The organism is Corallincola spongiicola, from assembly GCF_004284785.1.
Lineage (GTDB): Bacteria > Pseudomonadota > Gammaproteobacteria > Enterobacterales > Neiellaceae > Corallincola > Corallincola holothuriorum.
In genome coordinates, this window is record NZ_SHLY01000009.1 from 44844 (window position 1) to 71842 (window position 26999).

23 protein-coding genes are annotated in these 26999 nt (G+C 48.2%); 7 read left to right on the top strand and 16 right to left on the bottom strand.

Translation table 11 applies throughout. The features are described 5' to 3' along the window. Window positions 1-244: 244 nt before the first annotated feature. Window positions 245-1687, bottom strand: a complete 1443-nt coding sequence (locus EXY25_RS17845; protein ID WP_114339764.1) for a sigma-54 dependent transcriptional regulator — start codon at window positions 1685-1687, stop codon at window positions 245-247. A 280-nt stretch (window positions 1688-1967) separates the two neighbouring features. Between EXY25_RS17845 and fliS the strand changes: the two genes are divergently transcribed. From fliS to pseI, 7 genes are read left to right on the top strand one after another with little or no spacing between them, the layout of a single operon-like run. Further along, window positions 1968-2387 (top strand): flagellar export chaperone FliS, encoded by a 420-nt coding sequence (gene fliS / locus EXY25_RS17850; RefSeq protein WP_114339765.1) that lies wholly within the window; start codon window positions 1968-1970, stop codon window positions 2385-2387. Then, window positions 2380-2685: a hypothetical protein gene (locus EXY25_RS17855; RefSeq protein WP_114339766.1), complete on the top strand. Its 306-nt coding sequence runs from the start codon at window positions 2380-2382 to the stop codon at window positions 2683-2685. The genes fliS and EXY25_RS17855 overlap by 8 nt, the downstream gene beginning before the upstream one ends. Window positions 2686-2717: 32 nt before the next feature. Beyond that, window positions 2718-3725 (top strand): UDP-N-acetylglucosamine 4,6-dehydratase (inverting), encoded by a 1008-nt coding sequence (gene pseB / locus EXY25_RS17860; RefSeq protein ID WP_114339767.1) that lies wholly within the window; start codon window positions 2718-2720, stop codon window positions 3723-3725. Next, entirely contained in the window at window positions 3722-4888 is a 1167-nt protein-coding gene (gene pseC / locus EXY25_RS17865; RefSeq protein ID WP_130567891.1) for a UDP-4-amino-4,6-dideoxy-N-acetyl-beta-L-altrosamine transaminase, read from the top strand. Before pseB ends, pseC begins: the two co-directional genes overlap by 4 nt. Beyond that, on the top strand, window positions 4885-5595 hold the full coding sequence (gene pseF, locus EXY25_RS17870) for a pseudaminic acid cytidylyltransferase (RefSeq protein WP_246019587.1): 711 nt from the start codon (window positions 4885-4887) through the stop codon (window positions 5593-5595). The genes pseC and pseF overlap by 4 nt, the downstream gene beginning before the upstream one ends. After that, complete coding sequence (gene pseG, locus EXY25_RS17875; RefSeq protein WP_130567892.1) at window positions 5595-7133, top strand: UDP-2,4-diacetamido-2,4,6-trideoxy-beta-L-altropyranose hydrolase; 1539 nt, start codon at window positions 5595-5597, stop codon at window positions 7131-7133. Before pseF ends, pseG begins: the two co-directional genes overlap by 1 nt. 11 nt (window positions 7134-7144) lie before the next feature. Continuing rightward, complete coding sequence (gene pseI / locus EXY25_RS17880; protein WP_130567893.1) at window positions 7145-8203, top strand: pseudaminic acid synthase; 1059 nt, start codon at window positions 7145-7147, stop codon at window positions 8201-8203. Window positions 8204-8265: 62 nt separating this feature from the next. Here the strand turns inward: pseI and EXY25_RS17885 are convergent, their stop codons facing one another. From EXY25_RS17885 to EXY25_RS17955, 15 genes are all read right to left on the bottom strand, one after another. Then, window positions 8266-10305: a motility associated factor glycosyltransferase family protein gene (locus EXY25_RS17885; RefSeq protein ID WP_130567894.1), complete on the bottom strand. Its 2040-nt coding sequence runs from the start codon at window positions 10303-10305 to the stop codon at window positions 8266-8268. 126 nt (window positions 10306-10431) lie between these two features. Beyond that, the gene (gene fliD, locus EXY25_RS17890; RefSeq protein WP_114339772.1) at window positions 10432-11973 is read right to left on the bottom strand and encodes a flagellar filament capping protein FliD; all 1542 of its coding nucleotides are present in this window, start codon (window positions 11971-11973) and stop codon (window positions 10432-10434) included. Between the two features lie 20 nt (window positions 11974-11993). Continuing rightward, complete coding sequence (locus EXY25_RS17895) at window positions 11994-12398, bottom strand: flagellar protein FlaG (RefSeq protein ID WP_114339773.1); 405 nt, start codon at window positions 12396-12398, stop codon at window positions 11994-11996. Between the two features lie 97 nt (window positions 12399-12495). Next, window positions 12496-14238 carry a flagellin N-terminal helical domain-containing protein gene (locus EXY25_RS17900; RefSeq protein ID WP_130567895.1) on the bottom strand — a complete coding sequence of 581 codons (1743 nt, stop codon included), beginning with the start codon at window positions 14236-14238 and terminating at the stop codon, window positions 12496-12498. Between the two features lie 237 nt (window positions 14239-14475). Further along, window positions 14476-14865, bottom strand: coding sequence for a hypothetical protein (locus tag EXY25_RS17905; protein WP_114339775.1), 390 nt, complete (start codon window positions 14863-14865; stop codon window positions 14476-14478). A 120-nt stretch (window positions 14866-14985) separates the two neighbouring features. Further along, the gene (locus EXY25_RS17910; protein ID WP_114339776.1) at window positions 14986-16734 is read right to left on the bottom strand and encodes a flagellin; all 1749 of its coding nucleotides are present in this window, start codon (window positions 16732-16734) and stop codon (window positions 14986-14988) included. A 150-nt stretch (window positions 16735-16884) separates the two neighbouring features. Then, entirely contained in the window at window positions 16885-18201 is a 1317-nt protein-coding gene (gene flgL / locus EXY25_RS17915; RefSeq protein ID WP_130567896.1) for a flagellar hook-associated protein FlgL, read from the bottom strand. A 10-nt stretch (window positions 18202-18211) separates the two neighbouring features. Next, window positions 18212-20221, bottom strand: coding sequence for a flagellar hook-associated protein FlgK (gene flgK, locus EXY25_RS17920; protein WP_130567897.1), 2010 nt, complete (start codon window positions 20219-20221; stop codon window positions 18212-18214). 28 nt (window positions 20222-20249) lie between these two features. Further along, the gene (gene flgJ, locus EXY25_RS17925; RefSeq protein WP_130567898.1) at window positions 20250-21389 is read right to left on the bottom strand and encodes a flagellar assembly peptidoglycan hydrolase FlgJ; all 1140 of its coding nucleotides are present in this window, start codon (window positions 21387-21389) and stop codon (window positions 20250-20252) included. A 10-nt stretch (window positions 21390-21399) separates the two neighbouring features. After that, on the bottom strand, window positions 21400-22491 hold the full coding sequence (locus tag EXY25_RS17930) for a flagellar basal body P-ring protein FlgI (RefSeq protein ID WP_114339780.1): 1092 nt from the start codon (window positions 22489-22491) through the stop codon (window positions 21400-21402). Window positions 22492-22508: 17 nt separating this feature from the next. After that, the gene (gene flgH / locus EXY25_RS17935; protein ID WP_114339781.1) at window positions 22509-23180 is read right to left on the bottom strand and encodes a flagellar basal body L-ring protein FlgH; all 672 of its coding nucleotides are present in this window, start codon (window positions 23178-23180) and stop codon (window positions 22509-22511) included. Between the two features lie 17 nt (window positions 23181-23197). Next, entirely contained in the window at window positions 23198-23986 is a 789-nt protein-coding gene (gene flgG, locus EXY25_RS17940) for a flagellar basal-body rod protein FlgG (RefSeq protein ID WP_114339782.1), read from the bottom strand. A 26-nt stretch (window positions 23987-24012) separates the two neighbouring features. Further along, window positions 24013-24777 (bottom strand): flagellar basal body rod protein FlgF, encoded by a 765-nt coding sequence (locus EXY25_RS17945; protein ID WP_114339783.1) that lies wholly within the window; start codon window positions 24775-24777, stop codon window positions 24013-24015. 150 nt (window positions 24778-24927) lie between these two features. After that, the gene (gene flgE, locus EXY25_RS17950) at window positions 24928-26262 is read right to left on the bottom strand and encodes a flagellar hook protein FlgE (protein WP_114339784.1); all 1335 of its coding nucleotides are present in this window, start codon (window positions 26260-26262) and stop codon (window positions 24928-24930) included. Window positions 26263-26303: 41 nt separating this feature from the next. Beyond that, window positions 26304-26996: a flagellar hook assembly protein FlgD gene (locus EXY25_RS17955; protein WP_114339785.1), complete on the bottom strand. Its 693-nt coding sequence runs from the start codon at window positions 26994-26996 to the stop codon at window positions 26304-26306. Between the last annotated feature and the right edge of the window lie 3 nt (window positions 26997-26999).

Here is a 26999-nt window from a genome sequence, read left to right on the forward strand (position 1 = left end):
TCGCTCCTTTTGACGCGATACCGAGATAAAGCCAAGAGCGTGCCAACTATTTCAATCTCATGTTTTAATTAATAAAAACTGAAACAATCTAGTTAGAATAGTAGATGTAGACAGGGTTTTGACGCTTTCAACAGCGGGAAATATCAAACACGTTCATTGCCCCAAGAGAGCTGGAAGATAAAAAAAGCACCTCAATTTGAGGTGCTTTTTTATTCAGTAACAGATGAAGCAGTTAAACCGGTAGCTATTCATCATCTCTGGCGATCTGATACTTACGCATCTTCTCGACCAGCGTGGTACGGCGCATACCTAACTGTTCCGCAGCGCGAGCCACGACCCAGTCTTGGCGTACCAATGCCTGCTGAATGTAGTCAGTTTCCAATTCAGATAGCATCTCTTTGAGATTGATCCCTTCATCCGGCAACTCATGGGGAACTTGAGGCTCAGCAATCAGTGGCTCAGCGTCTTCACGGAATAGTGCGTTTAATGACTCACGCTCCATCACCTCTTCGGAATAGACCGGCTCATAAGGATCAACGTCAATATGCCGGTACTTAGGCGGCAAGTCACTGACATCAACCACACCATTGGGATAGAGGATCACAAGCCGCTCAACCAAGTTGGAAAGCTCACGGACATTCCCCGACCATGGGTGCAGCATTAAGGAGTCGATCGCTTTATCAGTAAAGCGTACCGATGCATTGTGCTCAGCTTCTAAACGAGAAACCAGCTCCTGCAATAACAGCGGTATATCATCCTGACGCTCACACAGAGCGGGCATCTCAATAGGAAATACATTCAGACGATAGTAGAGATCTTCACGGAATTTACCCTCCGCGATCATCCCTTCAAGATTTCGATGCGTCGCCGCAACAATACGAACATCGGCCTTAACCAACTTCGCACTGCCTACCCGCTCAAATACCCGCTCTTGTAGCACGCGCAGCAGTTTCACCTGCATATTGGTGGGCATATCACCGATCTCATCAAGAAACAGTGTGCCCCCCTGAGCAAGTTCAAAGCGACCTTTACGGGTGGTTATCGCACCAGTAAACGCACCTTTCTCGTGGCCGAACAATTCGCTTTCCAATAACTCAGCCGGAATAGCACCGCAGTTGACCGGAACGAAAGGGCCATCACGGCGAGAAGAGAGATAATGGATATTCCGCGCAACAACCTCTTTACCTGTACCCGAATCGCCGAGAACAAGCACATTGGCGTCTGTCACTGACACCTGTTCAATAAGTTGCCGCACTTGGGCAATAGCGTCGCTGCGCCCCACCAAGCTGCGGAACAGTTTAGTCTGAGTCGATGTTTGCGGTTGTCCACCAGGACGCTTGCGATGATAGTCTTGACAGCGGTGGATCACTTCGGTCATCTGGGGATAATTAAATGGCGCCATCAAAGACCCCACTAAATTGGGTAAAACGACCCCTTTATCATCACCAAGCAGCACATAAGGCTGTAGTGGATGGACAGAAGCTAAACGCTGAATGAATTCTAATGGGTCTTCATCGGCAATATCGCCAATAAATACCGCACGCCAGCAGTCTTCACTGTTAATCAGAGAAATATTGCTAGAGCTAGTGATGCGGCATGATTCACCAACAAATCCTAATAAAAGCTCTAACTGTGCTCGGCGATCACTATTATCATCAATGACGAGAACGTCAGATAATCCCTGCATAAATGAAACCTTTCACCCTCTGGGCCTGCGGAGTTCCCGCCATTTCCTTGACGCAGGAGAAACCGTCTTTTTTTCGAATCATATATTATTATTGGCTTCTATTGTATTGAAAGTGCCTGATAGAGCAACAATGGAGTGCGAGCCAGCTCTCAGTTTAGATGGCTGGCACTCAATTTGCTTACACAAATGAGAAGCAGATCCGTCTGCGCAGATATTTGACGCTGCTACTATGAGTAGCAACTGCACAAACGCGACTAAGAGCAGAGTAAGGTACTTAAAAATGGCAAGAACATCGATCCAACAATATGGCAAAGGAACGGTTAACTCGTTGACTGACGCCGATCCCCATACTCAGGTTGCCGCAATCATGGCTCATATTCTGGGCAACGTGGCAGCAGCCAGAGGGGCAATTGAACGGAAAGATTTTGAAGTTAAAGGCCTGAAAATTGGTAAAGCCATTGAGCTGCTAACGGTTTTGCAAGCCAGTTTAGATATGGAAGTTGGCGGGGAGATCTCGCGCAATCTGTTCGATCTTTATGACTTCTGTATTTTTAAGCTGGGCGAAGGTTCAGTCTCTGGAGATCTTGAAGCCTTAGATGCTGTCACCGGCGTGATGCGCAATATCAAAGAGGGCTGGGACGGTATACCACAAGATGTCAGAGATGATTTAGCCCAAAAGAAGGCTGCTGAAGGTGGCTAAAACGGAGAGCGATACAGCTTCAAGTTTGCTATCCCGAGGCAGGCAACTCACCAAGCAACTCGAAGCGGAAATATCAGCCGATGCGACACTCCAGGCACTTGAGATAGAGGCTTGGCTGGCCGACGTGCGCTCATTTGCGGAAACATCAGAAGCGCAAAGCTCACTGGAACAGCTAAAAGTGATAATCGACAAAGTGAAGATAGCGAGCACCAGTGCAAGAAAAAGAACCAAAGAACAACTACTGAAATCCAAGCGCGCCAGCAAAGGCAAATTAGCCTACCAACAACAAAATAAATAGAAAGACGCTAAATAAGAGGGTAAGGAATTAGGATGTTTGACGGCAAATCGATTCTCATTACAGGTGGTACAGGGTCTTTCGGCAAAAAATACGTTCAGACCCTACTTAAAAACTATCAACCCAGAAAAATCATTGTTTACTCACGAGACGAACTGAAACAGTTTGAAATGCAGCAGCGCTTTAACGAGCCCTGTATGCGCTATTTTATCGGTGATGTTCGAGACAAAGAGCGTATGATCCGTGCGATGAAAGGCGTTGACTACGTCATTCACGCTGCCGCGCTAAAACAGGTTCCAGCGGCCGAATACAACCCGATGGAATGTATCAAGACCAACATCAACGGTGCCGAAAACGTCATTGATGCCGCGTTGGCCAACAACGTGGAAAAAGTGATCGCGCTATCCACCGACAAAGCCGCCAGCCCGGTCAACCTTTACGGCGCCACTAAGCTCTGTTCAGACAAGCTGTTTGTCGCGGCAAATAATATCTCGGGAGGCCATGCGACCCGCTTTTCTGTTGTTCGCTACGGTAACGTCGTCGGCTCTCGCGGGTCTGTCGTTCCCTTCTTTAACAACTTGATCGCCGAAGGCGCAGATCACCTCCCTGTCACCCATGAAGAGATGACCCGGTTCTGGATCACCCTGCAGCAAGGGGTCGACTTTGTCCTTAAGAACTTCGAACGTATGTTAGGGGGTGAAATATTTGTTCCCAAAATTCCTTCCATGCGTATCGTTGATCTAGCCAAAGCGATGGCTCCAGATTTGCCGATTAAAATTATCGGTATCCGCCCAGGCGAGAAGCTACACGAAGTGATGTGTCCAAGTGAATTAAGCTACGACACATACGAATTCCATGACCACTACGTTATCACCCCAGCCATTCGCTTTTACAGTAATGAACGTTCAAACGAATTCACCACCAACGCCATAGGTGAATCAGGAACGCCAGTGGAGCACGGGTTTGAATATAACTCGAAGAATAATCCAGACTTTTTGGATCACGAGGGGTTATTAGCTTTTAACGAGATGGCTAACGCATGATCCCTTACGGTAGACAATCGATTGACAGTCATGACATAGACGCGGTCGTTGACGTACTCAAATCTGATTTTTTAACGCAAGGGCCGCAAGTACCGAAGTTTGAGCGAGCTTTAGCGGCATACTGCAATGCAAAACATGCCGTCGCGGTCAACAGTGCAACTTCAGCGCTACATATCGCTTGTTTAGCATTAGAGCTCAGCGCTGGAGACCTGCTTTGGACATCGCCCAACTCGTTTGTCGCTTCGGCCAATTGCGGACGTTACTGCGGTGCAGATATCGACTTTGTCGATATCGACCCTGACAGCGGTAACCTCAGTGTTGCTGCACTGGAAAAGAAACTCACCATTGCGAAAGCCAATGGCCGCTTACCCAAAGTGATCGTGGTCGTGCATTTTGCCGGGCAACCGTGTGATATGCGCGAGATCCATGCGTTATGTCAGCCGTTTGCTATCAACATCATCGAAGACGCCAGTCACGCGGTGGGAAGTGAATACCAAGGCGTGAAAACCGGCAGTGGTCAATACAGCGACATTACGATATTCAGCTTCCATCCGGTAAAAATCATTACCAGCGCGGAAGGCGGTATGGCGCTTACCAATGACCCTGAGTTGGCAAAGCGAATGTCACTATTTCGCTCTCACGGTGTCACGCGCGATCCAGAATTATTACAAGAAGAAGCCCCTGCCCCCTGGTATTACGAGCAACAGGAGCTGGGATTTAACTATCGCATGACAGAGTTACAAGCTGCCTTAGGCTTAAGCCAAATGCGCCACTTAGATAGGTGGGTTGAACAGCGCAACCTTTTAGCAGAACGATACCAGCAAGCATTCAGCAACACCGTCATCAAATATCTACCGGTTAGCGATGACAGAATAAGTGCCTATCACCTGTTCGTTATCTGTTTACCGGACAACTTAAAGTTACAACATCAAACGATTTTTGAAGCACTTAGGGCTGCAAATATTGGCGTAAACCTGCACTACATGCCTATTCACCTTCAACCCTATTATCAGGCGCTTGGCTTTCAAGTCGGAGATTTTCCGCAAGCAGAAAGCTATGCAACAAAAGCGATCTCTCTTCCCCTGTATGCTGAATTGACCACTGAGGCGCAAGATCTGGTGATAGAAACGGTCACACAGCTTTGTGAGGGGGAGATGCAGTGAAATGTATTGCGGTCATTCCTGCACGAGGTGGCAGTAAAAGAATACCAAGAAAAAATATTAAGCCTTTCTGCGGAAAACCATTGATTGCCTACTCCATAGAAGCCGCCATTGCATCCAAGCTGTTTGCTAAAATAGTCGTCTCTACTGATGACCAAGAGATAGCTTCTGTGGCAAAGCAATATGGCGCAGACGTTCCTTTCATCCGACCCGCCACGTTATCAGATGATTATGCTGCAACCCTACCTGTCGTAGCTCATGCATTAGAGCAGGAAATGACGCAGACAAAGGAGATTACCCATTGTTGCTGTATCTATGCCACTGCGCCGTTAATTCAGGTAAACCATTTAAAGGCCGTACAACAGCTGCTTGTCGACCGCCAGGCTGACTATGCGTTTCCAGTAACGGAATTTGATTTTCCTATTTTACGGGCGGTCAGTATGAATGAAGACAACATACTGACCCCCAGTTTTGAGCAACACATCAACGCCAGAAGCCAGGACCTTCCCGATTATTATCATGATTGTGGACAGTTTTATTGGGGAAAAGTATCGTCATTTCTAAACCATACCCCGATCATCTCAAAGGCCGCTCTGGGTTACCCCATTCCAAGGCGTTTCGTCCAGGACATTGATACCCCCGATGATTGGCTCGAAGCGGAGTTGAAATATCACGCGCTGAATTCCGGCCTATCCACAGATAATTCATAATGCGTATCGTTTTCAGAACAGACGCTTCGACTGAGATAGGCAATGGCCACTTAGCTAGATGCCTTACCCTCGCCCATCAGCTTCAGAGCAAAGGTTGTGAGATATTGTTCATCTGCCGAGAGCTGCCAGGGCATCGCGCAGCGCTGATCAAAAAGCAGGGGTTTCAGCTCGAACTATTAAAAACCGATAAAAGTGATGAAAGCAAGCAAGCACAGGTCACGACAGAATGCTTGCCCGCACACAGCCCATGGCTGGGGTGCCTCTGGCAACAAGACGCACAACAAACACTGACACGACTATCAAATCAGCCCTGTGATTGGCTTGTCGTCGATCACTATGCGCTTGATAAGCAATGGCAAGCAAACGTCAAAGCGGGATATCACAAGTTACTCGTTATTGATGATCTAGCGGATCGTGAGCATCTTGCTGACATACTGGTTGATGCCTCTCCAGGGCGCCTAGCTGCGCACTACAAAGCGTTAGTGCCAGAACATTGCACACTGCTCTGCGGCCCCAACTTCGCCCTGTTGCGTGGCGAATTCTCAGGCTTTAAGCGCCCCGCTTATCAAAGTAATAACCCGATAAAACTGCTCATTGCGATGGGCGGCGTCGACAAAGACAACGTAAGTGACTGGCTGCTAAAAGAGATTAATCAAATGCAGCCACCGCCAAATATTGCAAGCATCGAGGTATTATTGAGCGAAAGTGCTATCCACCTAGCACGAGTAAAATCTCAAACCGAATTGATGACAATAAAAACAGAACTGGTCGTTGAACCAAGCTCAATAGCAGAGCGGCTCGCACATGCCGACCTCTGTATTGGCGCCCCCGGTGGCTCTGCACTTGAGAGGTGTGCGATGGCACTTCCCTCGCTACTGATCACTACCGCGGAAAACCAGCGCCACAATGCAATGGAATTAACCAAAGCTAAAGCAGCGTTAGGCATAGGCTGTTTCAAAACACTAAATCCGCAACAGTTCAAAGAGCAGCTGTTAACCATCAGCACCGCACCCGACACGCTGAACCAGCTTGCAGGCTGTGCCGTACAGCTCTGCGATGGGCATGGTGTGAAGCGTGTGTTGCAAGCACTTTTTCAGGCCGAGTGTCAGGTAAGAGCTGTCACCGCGATGGATAGAGATCTGCTCTATCGCTGGCAAACCGCTCCGGGGGTTCGAGACTATTCCAGAACTCCAGAGCCGCCAAGCTACCAAACCCATTGTCAGTGGTTTGAAAAAGTATTAGCTGATAACGAACGCTCCCTGTTGATACTGGAGCTAAGCGACGACGCTGTGGGCATGTTACGGTTTGACCGTCAGCAAGAAGGCTGGGAGATCTCCATCATTATCGCCCCTGAGCATCAAGGCAAAGGTTTGGCAAGAACTGCGCTGGATTGGGCAAAGCAATCGCAATTTACCCCTATTTTTGCCGAAGTTCATCCCGATAACCTAGTATCACAGCAACTATTCAGTCGGGCGGGTTTTAAACGACTCAGTGAAAATCAGTTTAAATACACCCAGACCCAACAAGATCCTCGATAAGGTATAGCGCCATGGAAAAGCCAAACAAAGCAGTCATCATCGATGGCAGACCGATCGGTCCTGAACATCCGCCTTATATTATCGCGGAACTGTCAGCCAACCATAATGGCGATCTGTCACGTGCACTCAAGCATATTGAAGCGGCGAAGGCTGCTGGTGCCGATGCGATAAAGATCCAAACTTATACAGCCGATACCATGACCATTGATTGTGATAAGCCCAATTTTAAAATTAAGGGCGGCCTCTGGGATGGCTATTCTCTATATCAACTTTACCAAGAAGCACATACGCCCTATGAATGGCATCAGGCTATCTTCGACAAAGCCCATGAACTGGGGATCACCTGCTTCAGTAGCCCATTTGATGAAACCGCTGTCGACTTACTGGAATCGCTCAATGCCCCTGCTTACAAGATTGCATCCTTTGAAGCTGTCGATCTGCCGCTAATCAAACGCGTAGCAGAGACGGGTAAACCGATGATCATCTCCACTGGAATGGCGAATTTATCGGAGATAGAAGAAGCCGTCACAACGGCAAAAGAGAATGGCTGCAGTGACATTATTCTACTGCACTGTATCAGTGGCTACCCGGTGCCAGCCGAGCAAAGTCATTTAAGTACAATCCCTGATCTGGCCGCTCGCTTCAACGTACTGACAGGGTTATCAGATCATACTCTGGGCACGACGGTTGCCGTGGCATCTATTGCCTTAGGAGCAAACCTGATAGAAAAGCACTTTACTCTCAGCCGCGCAGATAAAGGTCCAGACTCCTCTTTTTCGCTAGAGCCAGAAGAGCTCAAAACCTTATGCCAGGAGACGAAAATTGCGTGGCAAGCCATAGGCAAAGCTGGCTACGAGAGGAAGCCTGTAGAAGAAGCTAATCTGACTTTTAGACGCTCGCTCTTTTTTGTTAAAGATGCCTTGGCAGGAGAAACGATCACGCCGCAGCATGTGCGCAGGATACGACCAGGCCAGGGGCTTGCGCCAAAGTTTTATGATGACGTTATTGGAAAAAAAGCGGCAAAAGATATCACAAGGGGCACTCCGGTCAGTTGGGAGTTATTAACCTAACACCACAAAAACAAAAGGCGACTGATTGTCGCCTTTTGCTTAAATTACAATGACAGCAGTTATTACTTTCGGCTCTCTTCCAGTTCTTTCAGCTCTTGCTCCAACCCCTTGAAAATCCCCTTCATCTCCTTGAAGTACTGATGAAAGATCTTCATCGCTGCGGTTACAAATCGCGCCCGAATCTCAGCGTTAGGCATCATGTGGAGATAGCCCAAAATGGTGATCTGCAGGTAGGTCACACTGCCCTCGATCATTCGCACCGCAGGGTTGTCCTGACCACCAATATGCTTACGAAGTTCGAGATGGTTTCTTTGGAACAGCTCAAAGACATCATTCGTTGCCCAATCGATCTCCTGCACCCGCTCGTCAGTCAGAAACTTAAGTAGCTTCCTGATAGTACGCTGACGCTGTTTGAAGTTGTCGTACAAGATCTCAAACGTCACCGGCTTCTTAACCCTCGCTGCTGCGATCCATGCATCAGGATCAAAAGGCTCGCTCTTAGGTGCTGGCAACTCAATATCTTCAATACGACAGGGGGTGGTACCTTCTATACGTGCACCGTCTGCAGTATTAAACACCTCGGTTCCTTCACCCTTAATACGGATCACCAACTCAAGCACATGACGGCACCAGTCAAATACCGCACTGGTCGAAACCTTTTCGCGGAAGTTACCGGGCACCGGCTTATGACTCCCGGAAGAACCTTTCTCAAATGCGCCTTTAAACTCACCATAATATGCGCTGTCTTTAGAGTGGTGGTATTTCGGATCCACGTACCCCACATCAACACCAAATAGATAGACTTGAGGCGCCTTAAAGTGGATAGCCAATGCCATCGCAGCATTCGATACGGTTGGATTGGAGTTGAAGAGATGCAGATATTGATGAAAATCCTTCATCAACGTGACGCGAGCCAGCTCTGTGCCGACATCATTCGGTTTCCAGAAAAGGGTCGCTTCTTTAAACTGCTCAACCACACCGGGTGATAGAGTATTCATCCCCACTAAGTGAATATCCCCAACGAACTCACCTGAAGGATCGACCTCCCGAACCCAGTCGGCTAAATATTCAACCCGTTCAATCTCAATATGGATGTGAGGCTTAATTCCCGCATTATGTAATGTTTTTAACGCGGTACCACAAGAGACCAAAATAATATCGTCGCGATGCTCTCGAATATAATCGAGGGAATAATCGATAGAGGGGCCATTTGCACAAATAAATACGGGGCGATCGAATTCATGCCCTGAAGGGCTATCAGCCATGAGATTGCAACCGCCCGCCATGTTTTTCATGGTATGACGCGTGGAGATAACTTCATCTTCAAAGAAGCCAAAGCCAGCATAAAAATTACTGAGGTTATCAAAGAAGCGCTTTAAACTTTCATCCGCGGTTTTACTGTCATAATGTCGATAAATCGGTAACACGCATGACTTAAAGATACCAATTTTAAACATCACTTTTTGTACAGTATGAATAAACTCTTCCTGTTCGCAGCCAACCAACAGGGTGATGCCTTTATTCTGCTTAGTGAACGCTTCAAACAACTGCCGATAATCAAATACATGTAGCGAAGCAAAAAACAGATCATCGTTAGGCTCATAGATAAACAGGTGACCTATCTTTTCTGCGTGGGCAAGAATGGTTTCCAAGTGATACCCAATACCTACCCCCAGCACGGTAAAGAAAGGAAACCAATGGTAGGGATCCCGCTCACCCAATGCGACGGCTTCTTTAGAGTGTTCTTCACCGAGTTCAACCAGCTCTTTCAATAGATTGGCATGACGGAACAACTTCATTGAAGCTTCCCAGCCTGTTTGGCTGAGTCGATATATTCCTGTGACTGGGCGGTCAAAGTAATCTTTCGCTTGTTTAGCGCAGATCTCTTTCGGATCACCGTCATAGATAAACCCTTCCGCTCCGCAGATATTCAGCCTGCCAAGGGGATCCATCTCCAGCCCCATGCTTTTCGGTTTATGCTCTTTAAAACGAGCAGCAATATGAGGAAAGCGCTCTTGCAAAAACTGTAGGTTCTTATTGAAGGTTAGATTCAATACCTGACGTAAGATATTCAATCCATTTTTATCGATCTGAGTTGCCATACAGTAGGCTCCGAGTACCACGCCCCATCAAACTGGCTGCGCGCAATGTCAAAATCTTGTCTACTAAGAGCTTAATGCAAAAAAGGCACCACTTGGGTGCCCTTTGAAAGAAGTGTGGAGTAAAACTTATTTCTTATCTTTCACTACGCCAGGAAGGTTGCTTAACTGCTGTTCCAAGAAAGAGCTGACGGAGTCTAATTGTGCAGATATCTTATCTAGATATAAGAACTGGTTGTAAAGCTGCGCTTCATAGCGCCCTATCATTTCATCAAACTTATCTTGCTCAGTATTGATTTTATCTACCGAGTCAGAAAAGGAGCTGGATTTAGTCTGCAATATGCCACCAAACTTCTCATACTCTCGCACAAGATCATTCAGTTTGTCGGCTACACCTGGCGTTGAGGAGATGACATTTCCATCGACATCCAGCGTGTCATAACCTGAAAACACTTCGCTGATTTGATCAAAATTTTCATTGAGTGCTTTATCAAGCTTACCCTCATCAATTTTCAAACTGCCATCAGATTGAGTTTCCAACCCGAGAACAGATAACGAGGTTGCGCTGCCATCCGAAGTCTTAACCGCATCGGCCATGGTTGCTCGGATCTGATTCATCATGGTTCTAACCGTTGAATCAGTGGCTAACGTACCCTTCTCGCGTTCAGCTTTCTGCGCCGCAATCTGTTCGTCTGTTAACGCGGTATTGTTGTCTTCGCTATTACTGTCTTCAACTTTGTTACCCGAGCCATCACGATTAACAAAGGTCAAATTATCAACAACAGACAAAACCTGATTATATGTATCGACGAATGTTTGAATCTTTTCTTTTGTGCTCTCTTTATCCAGCGACAAATTAAAGTTATCACTCTCACCTGGAGGGTGAGCTTCTTTTACTGAAATAGTGACGCCGTCGATAGCGTTTTCAAACTTATTGGTTGCAGAGCTAATTTCAAGAAAGCCATCCACCTTGATCTTGGCATCCTGAGCGAGCTGAACTTCCTGCATATCCGCACTGTAATTGGCATCGTACTGCAATCGGGATAGACCGTTGGCATCAGCAACACCATCAACGTCAGTGACTGCGATTTCTATCGCATTTGCTTCGCCAGTCTCTTTACTCGCTAACGACAAATGCACGCCGGTGTCGGTCTTTACAATTGACGCGCTCATACTGGCACCAGCGATATCGTTAATTTTATTTTTAACATCGTTGAGTGTGTCAGATGCACTCACTTCAATACTGTAGGTCTCACTGCCTACGGTGATATCCATGGTGCCTTCACCCACGGCCTCAAATTCACCGATCGCAAAATCTGAGGTCAACTTGTGAGCCTGTGCCGTCTGCATTACCTCAATATCGTAACTGCCTTCAGAAGCAGTAGAGTCACCGGTAACGGTAAACTTTTCTTCCGCTGCTTCATTGCCATAGGTAACTAAGCGTTGGTTGAAACTGTTATCTAGTTTCAACTCAAATAAAGATTTCTGCCAATCACTCAGTGCACTCCGCAGTGAGCCAATTGCAGATATCTGATTGCTAAAAGAATCAATTTTGGCATCATTTCGTTCCGTGATAGGTACCTTGCGCACATCAATAAGCCCCTGCACGATGCCATTTACATCGAGACCGGAACCGATACCGGGTACGCTAATCGTTGGAAGGTCAGCCATAATTTACTCTCTATACTTAGCTAGACTTCAGTTTTTAAAAACAAACTGTTGGACTCAGATAATCTAACGGCAAGTTTCAGCATCTCCTCGGAAGGAATTTGCCGCAACAAATCACCGCTAACCTTGTCCTTAACACTGATAACATCCCTGCCTGACGCATCATCGACACTGAACGTCAGTGATTTATTAAATGACTGCACAAACTCTTGCAGGTTTCGCGCCATCTCTTCTAATCGTTGGCGATCAATTTCTTGCTCTTGTTTCAGCTGTTGAGCCTGTTCCTGTATTTGCTCACTCGGCTGCACCTGTTCAGGCTTTACCTGGCTTTCCGTGGCGGTTTCAGTTTGTACAGGAGTGACCGCTTCAGGCTGAGTGCGCAACTGAGGATTTGATGTTGCTTGTGCTTGTATTGCATCGACGCTCATAAAAACTCCTCCAAAACTTACTTACCTGAAATGGGTAAACGGCAAGGAAGATTAGATCTTCCCTGCCGTTGTCATTTACCCACTAAGTCTAGCTCCGTTAGCCAAGAAGACTCAATGCGGCCTGTGGCAACTGGTTAGCCTGCGCTAACACTGAGGTTGCAGCCTGAGTCAACACCTGGTTCTTCGACAGCTCTGACGTCTCTTCTGCGAAGTCAGTATCACGGATACCTGAACGTGAGTTTGAAGCATTCTCACTAATGTTGCTCAGGTTTGAGATAGTGCTATCAAGACGGTTCTGAACCGCACCGAGTGATGCACGCTGACTATCGATGTAAGACAATGCACCATCAATCACCGATACCGCTTCCTGTGCGCCAATCGCTGTGCTGATATCAATATTATCAACAGAATCCAGCTGGCTTAGCTCTGCCCCGGCACCCAGCGAAGCGTTCTGCAGAATGGTAGTAGACAAAGCACTTGCGCCCGCTTGAGTATTCGCTTGAACATTGAAGTCACCATTCGCAGTCAGGCGAATTGTACCAACAAAGTCTGCAGCACTGTCACCTACGGCCGCTGCGTCAGCGATGGTAGAGCCTGTAGTGGCAACCAAGTTAGCATAAGAAGCAATATTAGCAGTGTCATCTGTATCACCAGAGAACTCATACGTTGCCGCATCAATACCAACAGTACTACCCACGCCTGTGAGCTGAAGGTTGTCTATCTGAATGGTATCACCGCCTTCACTAGTCAGTACCAGACGACCGTCATCACCTACATTGGCACCAACACCGGTTTCATCAGCAACAGCGTTAATCGCATTCGCCAAAGATGAAAGATCTTCTGTGTTGGTAATGTCAACTTTGATGGTTGGCGCCGTTGCCAGATCATCATTTGCTCCACGCAGCGAGAAGGTCAGCGTTGCAGTCCCAGTCAACGCGCCACCAAAGGTATTGATAGTGCCTGATGAGTTCGCAGCGAAAGAACCGCCTGCGCTATAGAAGTCCAATGCAACAACAGTACGGGCATCAGCATTCACACCTGTTGCCTGGCTTTGGTCATTGATCGACTTAGCGATATCGCCAGCAGATGCGGAACCGTCGACGTTGATGGTAGCAGAACCCAGCTCACCAGAAACATTAAGTGTATTCGCACTGTTAGTCAGTGCCGTACCACCGAATGTCGCATCAGCAGTCGCTGCCGTGCTTACACCGATACCACCTAAACCAATCGCCGAAGCAGAACCGGTAACAACTGACGCCGTACCTTCTGAAACAGCTACGCCAGTGAAGCTGCCACCGACTTCGGTTTTCAGCAACTCATAGGTTTGCGCACCCATTGACTCTGTCTGGAAAGAGTTAATTGATACAGCTACTGTTTCAAATGCTTGCGCACCGACCTGGAAGCTTTCTGTACCGAAACTGCCATCAAGCAACTTACGGTCACCAAAGGTAGTCGTATCGGCGATACGATCCAGTTCGTCTTGCAGCTGGTTCACTTCCTCTTGAAGTGCACCACGGTCTGAATCGGAGAAAGTACCGTTAGCAGACTGGATTGACAGATCACGCATACGCTGCAGAATGTTAGTACTTTCTTGCAGTGCACCTTCCGCAGTTTGCGAGAGTGAGTTTGCATCGTTTGCGTTACGTGTTGCGATGTTCAAACCATTAATCTGAGAGGTCAGACGGTTTGAAATCTGTAAGCCCGCTGCATCATCAGCCGCACTGTTAATGCGCAAGCCAGATGAGAGGCGTTCGAAGTTTGTACCCAACGCACTGTTGGATTGATTCAAATTACGCTGCGCATTTAGCGATGATACGTTTGTTTGAATTGTAAGTGCCATGTCAAATTCTCCACATACTCTAGCTTGACGCTAAGTAACACTATGTTGTTTGTTCACACTTAGTAACGGCACCGCTAAAAGAAGCTTTAGTTTTTTTTAAAGAAAAAATCACAACAACTGCTCAATCAACCACCAAAACAAAATAAACCGCTTATTTTTCAAAATATTAACAATGTTAAAAAAACTGACAAAAAAGGCGCCATCAGGCGCCTTTTGACAATCTAACTAAGATATTGATCACACTGTCGTATCAATTAACTGACCTAAAGGATTGACTGAAGGGTTACCCAACTCACCATTTTGTGCCCTATCAAGTACTTCAATTGTCGCCCTGCGTTCAGTTGCCGCTTGCTGTGCATCACGCACATCTGCCGCCGTAACCGATGAGCCACCATCATCACTGCTACTTGTTGAGGCATTGACATAAGTATCTATGGTTTGCTGCTGCGTATTAACTTCGGCCACACCAACCGCAACTTGCCTTGCAGTATCCCTACTCTCTTGCACGTTTTCAGCCACTCCAGGCTCTTGGCTTGCTATCTGTTGGCGATCAGGAACAGAAGGTTGTTGCACCCGGTTAGGCTCAAAGCTGGAAAATGACGCCACGGCGCCTGAATCGATTTGCATAGAGAGATCTCCGTCACATTTATGACTGGAGTATAGACGCTTTCGCGCTGTTTATAAATTGACCACGCACAAAAAAAGGGACGGCATGCCGTCCCTTTTTAACCTCAGTAAGGTCGCGAATTAACCACCCAAGAGCGATAGCGCCGCCTGTGGCACCTGGTTAGCCTGAGCCAATACTGACGTACCGGCCTGCTGAAGCACCTGGTTCTTAGACAATTCTGATGTCTCTAATGCAAAGTCGGTATCGCGAATACCTGATCGCGATGCCGAAGCATTTTCAGAAATGTTGGTTAGGTTAGAGATGGTGCTTGATAAACGGTTTTGTACCGCACCCAAACTCGCACGCTGACTATCTATGTAAGCAAGTGCGCCATCAATCACATCAATAGCAACCTGTGCACCAATGGCAGTGGAAACATTGATCGTGTCAACGCCTTCTAACGCACTTAGCTCATCCGCCCCACCTAATGCTCCGTCCTGTAAAATACCCGACGTAAGGCTACTTGCGCCAACTTCAGTATTTGCAGCAATGGCGTAGTCGCCATTAGAAGTCAGGCGCACCGTACCAACGAAGTCAACAGCACTGTCAGTTGCAGTCGTAGCACCACCAATCGTCGTATCCGTTCTTGCCACAATCTCACCGTACGAGAGGATATTACTATTGTCAGTTAGATCCCCTTCATACTCATAAGTTGCCGCATTGATACCGACAGTGGATCCAGCTCCGGAAAGTTGAAGATCGTCAATTTGAACGGTATCACCTCGTTCAGATACCAATAACAGACGACCATCAGGGGCTACAGACGCACCAATACCAGTTTCATTGGCTACCGCATTAATAGCATTGGCCAGTGAAGACAGATCTTCTGTATTTTCTAAGTCCACTTTAATCGTAGGTGGTTGAGCTGTCGGATCATCATTCATACCACGCAGACTAAATGTCACCGTAGTCGTAGCAGACAGCGCTCCACCGACGGTATCAATCGTACCGCTTGAGTTTGTCAACGTCGCTGATGATGCGGTAAACAGATCCAACGCTACGACCGTTCTAGCATCTGCATCTACACCTGTTTTAGAGGTATTTTGCTGAATGCTGCGTTGCAGATCATAAGCACTGTCATTTTTATTAACATTAATAACACCATCACCTAACGGACCAGCGATGCTCAACGTGTTATTACTGTTAGTTAAACCGGTATCCCCAAGGGAATGGTTCAGCGTCGCCGCAGTATTAATACCAATACCACCCAAGCCGATGGTTGTTCCTGAGCCACTAACAATACTCGCTGTGCCGACTGAAGCCCCTATCGAGGTAAAGGACCCACCAACTTCTGCCTTTTGCAGCGCATAGTTTTGAGTCCCCATATCATCAGTAAAGAACGAGTTAATCGAAACACTTACGGTCTCAAATGCTTGCGCACCCACCTGGAAGCTTTCTGTACCAAAGCTGCCATCAAGCAAGGGGCGGTCGCCGAAGGTCGTCGTTTCCGCGATACGATCTAATTCAGCCTGTAATTGAGACACCTCATCTTGCAGTGCTGCCCGATCAGAATCGGAAAAAGTACCGTTCGCTGATTGAATTGCCAAGTCACGCATACGTTGCAAGATATTTGTACTTTCCTGCAATGCGCCCTCAGCGGTTTGTGACATGGATATGCCATCGTTTGCATTACGAACCGCTACATTCAATCCGCTGATCTGTGAGGTCAACCGGTTTGAAATCTGTAAGCCTGCCGCATCATCCTTCGCACTGTTGATTCTCAAACCAGAGGAGAGCCGCTGGAAGTTAGTCCCCAGTGCGTCGGAAGACTTGGATAAGTTACGCTGCGCGTTCAGTGATGAAACATTTGTTTGTACTGAAAGTGCCATCTTTAGCCTCCAACTAGTTCAAGCATCCGGTGCAATTAAAGTAATCCGTCTGCCTGTCAAAAATTTGCCTATTTTTCAGTCAAGGTTATTAAAGCATTTAGTGTGCCAAGTTTAATAAGCCTTAAAAATCATAATGTTAGGCATGTTTTATTAGATTAAATTAAACAGTGACAAATTCTGCACCTGGGTAAAGGCGGTTTGTGCCGCCTGCAGGGCAACTTTTTGCCGCTCAAATTCAGTGATTGCCGTGGTGTAGTCCAGATCCTCCAGAGGCGACTTTGCCGTCTCCAAGGTCAAGATGTATTCCGCATTCACGTTCTCTTGGGTTGTGACCGTATTTAAGCGCGCACCGATGGTGCCGCGACGGCTAGAGACATGGATTGCGATACTATCGATGTCGTCGATCAAGTGACCAATATCAATCTGGCGCTGCTGTTTACTGATGTCATCAGGGTTAATACCGTCTTCATTCGGTACCTTAAGCCACTCAATAACATCTCTGAGCGTTTCAAACATGCCGACCTCTTCATCGGCGTTCAGCGTCAGCGAGTCACCCACATTGGGTTCGCCATCGATCTGCATTTCAACACCGTTAAAGGTATATTTTTCTCCGGGCACAAATGCGGGGGCAGGAGCTGGTGCCGGTGGTGGCGGATAAACCTGCGTCCCCGTTGAATCAAACACAGGTACAGGATTAGGCACCGGTAGTGTGGAATCCAATACTTCGATTTCTGGCTCACCATCACCATCTGAGTCAACAAAATTCACTGTATAGGGTGGCGGAAATGCCGTTGTGTCATACACCCCACGATCAACAACCGACGCATTTTTGACTGTCACGCCACCGGTGTTGGTGACCAAGCCTGTCGCATCACGATACTCAGGGCGGAAATCGCCGGTACTGTTAGGTGCCTGTTGGAAAATCTGCTGACCGGAATCACTGGTCGCCACCTTTACCCCATCACCGACACTGGTGAGTCGCTGACCATCATCACCCTGATAGATCACGGTGCCGTCAGGTTGCTTATTAAACGGTTGATTCTCTGTTTGGTAGCCGGCAAAAACGTAATTACCGCCCTCATCTCTGGTATTAGCCAAAGCCAGTAGTTCGTCGAATCGCGCTTCAAGTTCTTCAGCAATCGCTATGCGGTTTTCCTGGGTATATGCACCGTTGTTACCCTGCAGCGTCAAATCTTTGATCCGCAGTAAGATATCTTCTGTCGCTTTAAGCGAAGTCTCTTCCGCACTGATCCGGTTATTGGCAAAATCCACATTCCGCTGATACTGCTCGGTCGTGGTAATTGACTGCTTAAAATTCAAAATAGAGTTTGCTGCCACCGCATCATCAGAGGCGTTAATCACCCGCTTGCCCGAAGAGAGGTGCAGGATAGATTCGTTTACATCCCACTGCTTAGTGGTGATGTTAACGGTATTGGTCTGGTAAAAGAGAAACGTTGAGACACGCATGATTAGCTCCTTAACGCGCCGAGGCTAACAGGGTGTCAAACAACTCACCTGCCACCGTAATGATCCGGGCTGCTGCGTTATAGCTCTGTTGAAATCGCAGTAGGTTTGACGCTTCTTCATCGAGATTCACGCCAGAGATAGACTGCATTCGCTCTTCTGCCTGGGTATATAAGGCAAGCGATGTGTTGTAGTTAATCTCTGCGGTTTGCGTGGCAGCGCCCACTTCGGTCACTAAACTCTGGAAGTTATCGAACATGGTCGAACGACCATTTTTCGCCACTTTTGCTGTTTGCAGATCAGCCATCGCCAAAGCGTTTTTGTTGTTACCTGAGCCAAAGACATACTCAACAGCGAAGGTATCGGGCGCGTTAGGTGGCTGGCCAACCGGATCACCTTCAATTTCGATATCGAAGCTTTGACCCGGCGCGAGGGGAACATTAATCGTTGTCGGCTGCGCCGTCGTATCATAAGCACCAGGCAATGCGCTAAACAATGCACCCGAGTTATCATAAATCTCGACGTCGTACTGCGTACCACCAGGGACGGGCACTGCGTTTACAAAACGCACCTCATAAGGAAATGCTAACCCGCCAACGTTAAAATTATCGATCCCCGTGGTATTGGTGATACTGACAGAGCCAGTACCGACATTTTTCTCATTTGCCGTGACTTCAGCTATAGAGGAGGCTGCAATCCGTTCTGGTTGATCAATCTCCAGCCGGATATCCGCAGCGCCGCTGGCGGTAGGCTGCAGAAGAAAGGTGTCGCCGTCAGCTGGCGCACCAGATTCTTCATTAAAATCGATGCCTTCAAAACTAAAGGAAAACGGTGCAGCTCCTCTAACCACTGTTTGGTTACTGCCCGTATTGGTATTGGTGATGGTGTAACTATTGGTGCCAAGATCATATGCCACCTCATAGTCATCACCTGTCACCATATTCATATCATTGATGGTGACGTTACCGACCATGTTACCCGCGTTGCTGCTGTCGTACTTCATGCGCAAACGCGCCACTTCAATATCGTTAATATCGCGGTAAAGGTCGTTACCTATATTGCCATCCAGATCCAAACCTTGTGCCTGCTGCTGGTTAAAGCTGTCAGCAACCGCCATGGCGGTCAGACCCAATTCGTTAATCGCGTTACGCAGATCGTTATCGCGGTAAGTGAACATAGCGCCGATCTGTCCGCCCATACGTGCGCCGTCTAATGGAACCGTTCCGCTACCATTGTTCGTCAGCACCAACTCGGTCTGTTGTGGATCAGGATTACCCGTTCTGACACTGATTTCAAACGAGTTAACCTGAGTCACCAATGTCTGGCCATTGCCGATAAAAACGGTGATTGAGCCATCACCATTGTCGACCGTTGAGGTTGTCGTGTATTCCGCCAGCTCTTTGACCAGGCCATCACGCTTGTCGAGCAGATCATTGGGAGAGTTGTTAATACCGTTAGCTTCAGCAGAAATAATGTCTTGGTTAAGTACAGCGATCTGGGCGCCAATTTCGCTGATACGATCTGCAACCACTTCAATGTCTTCGTTTATCCCCTGCAACTGGTTTTCCAGCGTGGCGCGAATGGAGTTGAAGTTAAAGGCCACGGTATCGGCATTGGAGAGCATCACATTACGTACCCCGATGTCGTTCGGGGTATCAACCACACTGTTCACCGCAGAGAAAAGCTCATTTAAGGAAGTACCGACACCAGCACCGACCCGAGAGAGCAACTCATCCAACTCGCTCATCTTTTGACCACGGGTTTCATCGCCAGAAAGGCGTGCCTGGTTAAATACCAACTCTTGATAAGCAAACTTGTTAAACGAGCGCTGCACATCAATAACCTGAGTACCGGTACCGAAATAGCTGCCCCCCTCCCACAACGCAGGAGCCGCATCCTGGATAACACGCTGGCGCGAGTACCCTTCCGTATTGACGTTGGCAATGTTGTGACCGGTTGTCGACAGTTGCTTCTGTGACGAAAGCAAACCGCTGACGCCCAACTGATAGAGATCGACAGCCATAATGGCGCTCCTTCAAAAAACCGTTTGGTTAAAGCAGAGAATTAACTTGCTTTAGTACGTTCAGGACCTTATCCGCATAACGGGGATCCGTCGCATATCCAGCTTGTTGAAGATTATGCAAGAAGTTTGCCGAATCTTTCGCTTCAGCAATAGCAGGTTGATAACGCGAGGATTTTTTAAGGAAATCAACAAAATCATTGAAACTTTCAGCAACAGAGTCATAGGCACGAAAGGCCGCGCGACGTTGTACTGGCAGATCTTGTTCATATTCAAGGGTATTAACGCTGACACTATCTCCTTGCCAACGCTGATCGGCCTTAATATTGAATAGATTATTACTGCTACTACCGTCACCACGGCGGATAGCCTTTTGCCCCCAGCCTGTCTCCAGTGCCGCTTGCGCGATTAACACGGCAGGTGATGTACCCAACGCATCCGCCGCTTTTTTGGCGTATGGCATCACTGAATCAACAAAAGCTTGCGGCGACGAAAAGTCGACACTTTGTAAAAAGCCTTTGGGATCAGCCACATCACTTGAATTGTCGAGAGCATTTGGATCTGATTTGTCACTCTGGGCTATTGGCTCAGCCCCAGTAATAGCCACCGAACTGGCTGCCAGTTTTGCCTTAATTGCATCTAGCGGGTTATGTTGACTAGCCGCTTGCTGTTCCACCATCAATTTCTGATGTGTATCGGAACGTAAATAGGGTGCCAGCGGCAAACTATTGCCGGAGGCCACGCCAGACTGACTCTCTGTAATTGGATCCAGACTTGGAGATACAGCTTGTGTTTGGGGAAACAGCTGATCGCTGCCGTCGGTTCGCAACGTTGATGCCGGGCGCACGGTATCGCCGTCGGGTCGTAACTGTTGAACCATCAATTCGGCCAAACCGAAGCTGCCGCTCTGTGTCAGATCCTGGGCCATCTGTTGATCGCCCATCTGTTCATAAAATTTGGTGTAATTACTACTAAATGGGCTGTCTAGCTCAAACGCTTCGGTCGCCTGACGCATCCCCTTAATAAGCATCTGTACGAACATGCCTTCAAATTGCTTTGCCACTTCATGCAGTGCTTCCTCTTCATTCTGCTGAGCACTTTGACGCAGCCTATCAAGACCTTGGATGTCATGAACCTGGCGGCTTTGGGCAAATCTGTCGGCATCGATCATCTCAGCACCTTTAGATAATGATCAACTGGCCACGAAGCGCACCCGCTTGCTTCAGCGCTTCTAAGATCGCCATGACGTCGGCAGGAGCAGCACCGACCGCGTTAATAGCCCGCACTAAATCGTCAAGGGTCGTACCAGGATTGAACACAAACATACGCGCATCATCGATAGCCACATCAATTAAGCTTTCCTGCGTTACCACGGTATCACCGCCCGAAAAGGCGCCCGGTTGGCTGACATCTTGCCCTTCAGCGATAGTAACGGTCATGCCGCCGTGAGTAATTGCCGCAGGCAGTAAGCGCACATCCTTGCCAATAACAATAGTGCCGGTACGGGAGTTGACGATCACTTTGGCAGACTCATCGGCAGGCTCGAAATCAAGGTTTTCCAGCGTTGCCAAGTACGCGACACGCTGAGAAACATCCCGTGGCGCGGTAACCCGTACACTGGTTGCATCGATAGCGCGCGCCGTATCAGGGCCAACTAAATCATTGATCACATCAGACAAGCGCTTGGCTGTAGAGAAGTCGGGATTGTTCAAATTAAATGTTAGGTAATCGCCCTGACTAAACATACTGGGAACTTCACGCTCGACAATCGCTCCGTTGGCGATGCGTCCGACGGTCGGTGTATTACTGATTACTTTTGAGCCATCCTCACCGGAAAAGCCAAAACCACCGACCACGAGGTTGCCTTGGGCAACAGCATAAATTTTACCATCAACCCCTTTTAGGAAAGTTTGTAGCAAGGTGCCACCACGGAGGCTTTCAGCACTACCGATTGAACTCACTGTAATATCAATGGTTTGCCCCGGCTTGGTAAAAGCAGGAAGGTCTGCATGGATAGCGACAGCGGCGACATTTTTAATCTTTGGCCGCGTGCCGGGAGGCAGGTTAATGCCAAAATTGGATAACAAAGTCGAAAAGCTTTGTTCAGTGTATCGCGCTTGTTCGCCGGTGCCTGTCAAGCCAACCACTAGGCCGTAACCAACCAGTTGGTTGTTCCTAACACCTTGGATCGTCGTGACATCTTTAATCCGTTCGGCGCTCGTCACACCACAAACAAGAAATGAAACAGTCAATAAAATCAGTCGCGTCCACATAACTATTACCTGCTGCCTTAGAAAGGCCAAATTGGACTATTGAAGAAGCCAGTCAACCAACCAGGAGTTTGCGTGTCATGGGTAGAGCCGGTACCGCTGTATTGAATGCGTGCATTAGCCACACGGGTAGAGTCAACGTTATTATCGCCGGTCACGTCTTCAGGTCGGATAATCCCGGTTAAACGGATATATTCATCACCTTGGTTAATGGTGATCCATTTTTCACCACGTACCACCAGATGGCCGTTAGACAGCACTTGTACAACACTGACCGAAATAGCACCAAACAGTGAGTTGTTTTGGCGAACCTTTGACTCCCCTTCAAACTCGTTATCACCTTCAATGCTGGCATTAAGCTCGTTTCCATTGATGGTGAACGGGCTTCCCATCAATACCGGCGTCTGCAAGCCCACCGACGAGGACTTATCCAACTCGTTCTTGGCACCTTTATTCGCCGTGGTGTTCTCAACTAAATTCACCGTGATCACATCGCCAACACGGCGTGCCTTAATATCGGAATAAAGGTTCTGTGCCGTCACATCCTGAAACATTGACCCGGTGAGCACCATGTTGCCCTCTTCCGGCATCTCGGGGATCAGCGGCGCGTAATAGGGGTCATCAGGTTGCACCTGATATACGCTGGAACAAGCAGACAGTAACAGCGCCGATAATGGAATTAGTTTTTTCATCGCTCTACACCAGGTTACTAAAGTTGTTGATTGATGTATGACATCATCTGATCAACGGCCGAGATCACTTTTGCATTCATCTCGTAGACCCGCTGACTTTCGATCAAATTAACTAGCTCTTCGGTGACATTCACGTTGGAAGTTTCCAGTACCCCTTGGCGAATAGAACCTAGGCCATCCAAGCTCGGTGTGCCTTCGGTGGCTGCGCCACTGGAGCCGGTTTCCAAATAGAGATTTTCACCGATAGGCTCTAAGCCACTGGGGTTGACAAAATCAACGATGGTAACGTTGCCTACGACGACGTTATCGGTGTTGCCGGGTTGTCTGACAGACACTTCACCATCAACAGAAACCGTCATCGACTGCGCATCGGGTGGCAGGTTGATTGCTGGTTGTAGCTCGTAACCTGCGCCGTTAGTCACCATCTGCCCATCTTCGTTGAGGGTAAACTGACCATTACGGGTATAAGCAATATTGCCGTCAGGCAATAGGATCTGAAAGAAGCCTCGCCCTTGAATCGTCCAGTCCATCGAATTATCAGTGCTGAGCAAGTTACCTTGCGTAAAGGTCTTTTGTGTCGCCGTCACTTTGGCGCCGGCACCTAGCATCAGGCCGGTAGGCAACTCTGTATTCGCGGATGACAACCCACCCGGTTGATTAATCGTCTGGTACAAGAGATCTTCGAACACGGCGCGACTCTTCTTGAACCCCACCGTACTGGCGTTTGCCAGGTTGTTCGATATCACTGAAATATCGGTCTGCTGGGCATCAAGACCGGTTTTACTGATCCAAAGTGCTGGATTCATGATGCTAACTCCTTACTGTTCAGTGATTAGCCGAGGCGCAACAGTTGATCAGAAGATTTATCGATATCTTCCGCTGTCCGCATCATTTTGATTTGCATTTCGAACTGACGCTGCAAGCTAAGCATGCTGGTCATTTCACTTACTGCGCTCACATTACTGCCTTCTAATACGCCACTCATCAATGTGATGTCAGCATTGGCCGGCGCTAATGTATCGCCAAGCGCAGCAGCATCCCCTTTCAGACGAAAGAGGCCATCAAGCCCTTTGTCCAAGGCCTGCTTATCAGGCTGAACTAACTTAATGCGCCCGACCGCAGCAACCGCAGTAGGCGGCGCACCAGTGGGTAATACAGAAATAGTACCGTCACCACCGATCTCTATTTTGGCGTACGGCTGAGGCACCACTATCGGTGCGCCATCATCCCCTAGGATCGCCCTGCCAGAACCGTTGGTTAACAACCCCTCCGGCGAAACAACAAGATCGCCAGCACGGGTATAGGCTTCTTGACCCTGACCATCAGCCACGGCTAACCAGCCGTCACCTTTTACCGCCACATCTAAAGAACGGCCAGTGGTCACCAAAGCACCGCCACGCAAACTTGACGCAGGATTTTCCGTCATCGCAAACACACGCGTAGGTAAACCTTCACCAAACGCCTGCATGGCACGGGACTGTTCTAGGTCGGCCTTAAAACCTGTGGTATTTGCATTCGCCAAATTGTTGGCATGCACGCCAATACTGTGAAAGTTCTGCTTGGCGCCACTCATAGCCAGATACATAAAACGATCCATGGGGACCTCGGTGTCAAAAAAACATGTCTAACAACGATATTGCAATGACTATGCCAAATAGGTAACCAACTGATAACAAAAGGGAGGGGATGAAAAAGTGGCAAAAAAATGCCGCCTCGGAGCGGGCGGCATTGACGAACTATCGTTGCGTTATCGGATCTGCAGGATAGTCTGGGTGATCGTGTTGTTCACTTCCAGAGAACGAGAGTTAGCCTGGAAGTTACGTTGACCTGTGATCAGATCAACAAGCTCAGTGGTCAGGTTTACATTTGATTGTTCCAATGTACCCGACAGTATTCGCCCGTATGACCCCTGATCGGCTTCACCAGCAATCGGATCACCAGACGATTGATTAGCCGTCCACGCCGTGTTTCCGACAGGTGCCAAACCTTGTTCATTCGCCACTTTCACCAACGCCACTTTACCTAATGGCTGTGTTGTACCGTTACTGTAAGTAGCGTTGACTAACCCGCTGCTACCAATATCAACAGAGGTCAAACGCCCCACGGTCACGCCGTCTTGCGCCAGTTGTTGAACTTCGAAAGCGGAAGCAAACTGAGTCGGGTTGTTGAAATTGAAGGTAACCGTCTGGTTCACATCGGCACCGCCCATATCCAAGCCCGCACCACCCGGAGGAGCAACCCCCAAGGGTTCAGTAACCACAGGGTTACCACCATTAACCGAAGCCACGGTGCCATCGGCATTAAAGTTCATATACATACCGGTTTGACCATTCGCACCGGTAGGCTGAGTTTGCGGCGGTGGCGGTGCAACAATATCGACAGGCTGCGAGCCGTTGGGATCTGTCATCGTAGTAAACATCGCCCACTGATTCGCTACGTTAGTATCCTTTACGTAATAGGTAGTTGCTACGTAGCTCTGCCCAAGGGAATCGTAGATAGTCAGTGATGTGGCAGCGTTATATGTGGTGTTGTCCGTCGGGTCAAAGTTTGCCGGATCTAAAGCCGTTTCACCCGCGGGCAAGTTCAAGCCAATATCGACATTAGCTGTTGGTTGCGGCTGCCCTGCTGAGGATGGGATCTGCAGCGGAATAGTCGAAGCTAACGCCACCGAAGAAACGGTACCGTCCGGGTTTACCGGAAACACGCGTAAAAATTGCCCTGCAGAGTTAACCATAAAGCTATTCTCATCCAGCTTAAATGCGCCAGCACGAGTCAAGTTAACGTCAAGATCTTCCGCGTTGGCTGAGGTAGCAAAGAAACCACTGCCATCGATCGCCAAATCCAGGGAGTTGTTCGAGAACAGGAATGAACCCTGGCTAAACTGCTGCGCCACATCTGCAGTAGTGACACCCTGGCCAACCGTTGTTTTCGAGTTACTAAACACACTAGAACTATAAACGTCGGCGAATTCAGCTCGCGACTCTTTAAAGCCGAAGGTGTTTACGTTTGAGATATTGTTGGCGGTAACATCAATATCTTTCTGAGCGGCGTTAATCCCACTCAACGCAATATTAAAAGACATAACTTCATACTCCCATTTATCTGGTGTTCGCTTGGCCTGTTTTAGCCTTTAGCAACTTCAAGAACGTCACTTAAGCGGAATCCACCCTGTATACCTTGCAGATTTAATGCCACACCGTTGGCGCCACTAATACTGACGCTATCAACCTTGGCGTAAGTAGAGATTGGCAGTTCGACGCTGCTATCTCCCTGAAGAGCGTATGCCTTCACTACATAATTACCCTGCGGCAACTGATTGCCGCTTGCATCTGTACCGTCCCATTCAAAGCGGGCATTTCCAGCCTCCTTTGCCCCCATCGTAATGGAATGCACCACCTGCCCTGTGGTGTCTTCGATGCGAACGGTGACGTTATTTGTTGGCGCAGATAAACTCACGACACCATCAATGCCTGTGGTATCCGTCTTATGGCTATAGCCTGTCGGTACCAATACCTTTTGGCCCACCAAAGATGAAGCTTGTAGTGCTTGGCTCGAACTCATAATGGAGTTCAAACCTGTCATCTGTTCATTTAGTTGACCGATGCCTTCCGCCGTTGTAAACGAGCTCATCTGCGCCACCATCTCAGCGTTCTCAACCGGTTTAAACGGATCTTGATACGCCAGCTGCTGAGTCAAAAGCTGAAAGAAATCTTCCTGCGACAACATGGTGTCTTTCGGTTGATCACTGATTTCCGTTTGCGGCTCTTGCCAACTCAACTGATCGATATAATTGCTGCTTCCGCTTATCTCACTCACAAT

Bases quoted from the DNA above. Each gene is read 5' to 3' on its own strand.
- EXY25_RS17845 (WP_114339764.1), bottom strand. From the start codon at position 1,687: ATGCAGGGATTATCTGACGTTCTCGTCATTGATGATAATAGTGATCGC.
- fliS (WP_114339765.1), top strand. From the start codon at position 1,968: ATGGCAAGAACATCGATCCAACAATATGGCAAAGGAACGGTTAACTCG.
- pseB (WP_114339767.1), top strand. From the start codon at position 2,718: ATGTTTGACGGCAAATCGATTCTCATTACAGGTGGTACAGGGTCTTTC.
- pseC (WP_130567891.1), top strand. From the start codon at position 3,722: ATGATCCCTTACGGTAGACAATCGATTGACAGTCATGACATAGACGCG.
- pseG (WP_130567892.1), top strand. From the start codon at position 5,595: ATGCGTATCGTTTTCAGAACAGACGCTTCGACTGAGATAGGCAATGGC.
- pseI (WP_130567893.1), top strand. From the start codon at position 7,145: ATGGAAAAGCCAAACAAAGCAGTCATCATCGATGGCAGACCGATCGGT.
- EXY25_RS17885 (WP_130567894.1), bottom strand. From the start codon at position 10,305: ATGGCAACTCAGATCGATAAAAATGGATTGAATATCTTACGTCAGGTA.
- fliD (WP_114339772.1), bottom strand. From the start codon at position 11,973: ATGGCTGACCTTCCAACGATTAGCGTACCCGGTATCGGTTCCGGTCTC.
- EXY25_RS17895 (WP_114339773.1), bottom strand. From the start codon at position 12,398: ATGAGCGTCGATGCAATACAAGCACAAGCAACATCAAATCCTCAGTTG.
- EXY25_RS17900 (WP_130567895.1), bottom strand. From the start codon at position 14,238: ATGGCACTTACAATTCAAACAAACGTATCATCGCTAAATGCGCAGCGT.
- EXY25_RS17905 (WP_114339775.1), bottom strand. From the start codon at position 14,865: ATGCAAATCGATTCAGGCGCCGTGGCGTCATTTTCCAGCTTTGAGCCT.
- EXY25_RS17910 (WP_114339776.1), bottom strand. From the start codon at position 16,734: ATGGCACTTTCAGTACAAACAAATGTTTCATCACTGAACGCGCAGCGT.
- flgL (WP_130567896.1), bottom strand. From the start codon at position 18,201: ATGCGTGTCTCAACGTTTCTCTTTTACCAGACCAATACCGTTAACATC.
- flgK (WP_130567897.1), bottom strand. From the start codon at position 20,221: ATGGCTGTCGATCTCTATCAGTTGGGCGTCAGCGGTTTGCTTTCGTCA.
- flgJ (WP_130567898.1), bottom strand. From the start codon at position 21,389: ATGATCGATGCCGACAGATTTGCCCAAAGCCGCCAGGTTCATGACATC.
- EXY25_RS17930 (WP_114339780.1), bottom strand. From the start codon at position 22,491: ATGTGGACGCGACTGATTTTATTGACTGTTTCATTTCTTGTTTGTGGT.
- flgH (WP_114339781.1), bottom strand. From the start codon at position 23,180: ATGAAAAAACTAATTCCATTATCGGCGCTGTTACTGTCTGCTTGTTCC.
- flgG (WP_114339782.1), bottom strand. From the start codon at position 23,986: ATGAATCCAGCACTTTGGATCAGTAAAACCGGTCTTGATGCCCAGCAG.
- EXY25_RS17945 (WP_114339783.1), bottom strand. From the start codon at position 24,777: ATGGATCGTTTTATGTATCTGGCTATGAGTGGCGCCAAGCAGAACTTT.
- flgE (WP_114339784.1), bottom strand. From the start codon at position 26,262: ATGTCTTTTAATATTGCGTTGAGTGGGATTAACGCCGCTCAGAAAGAT.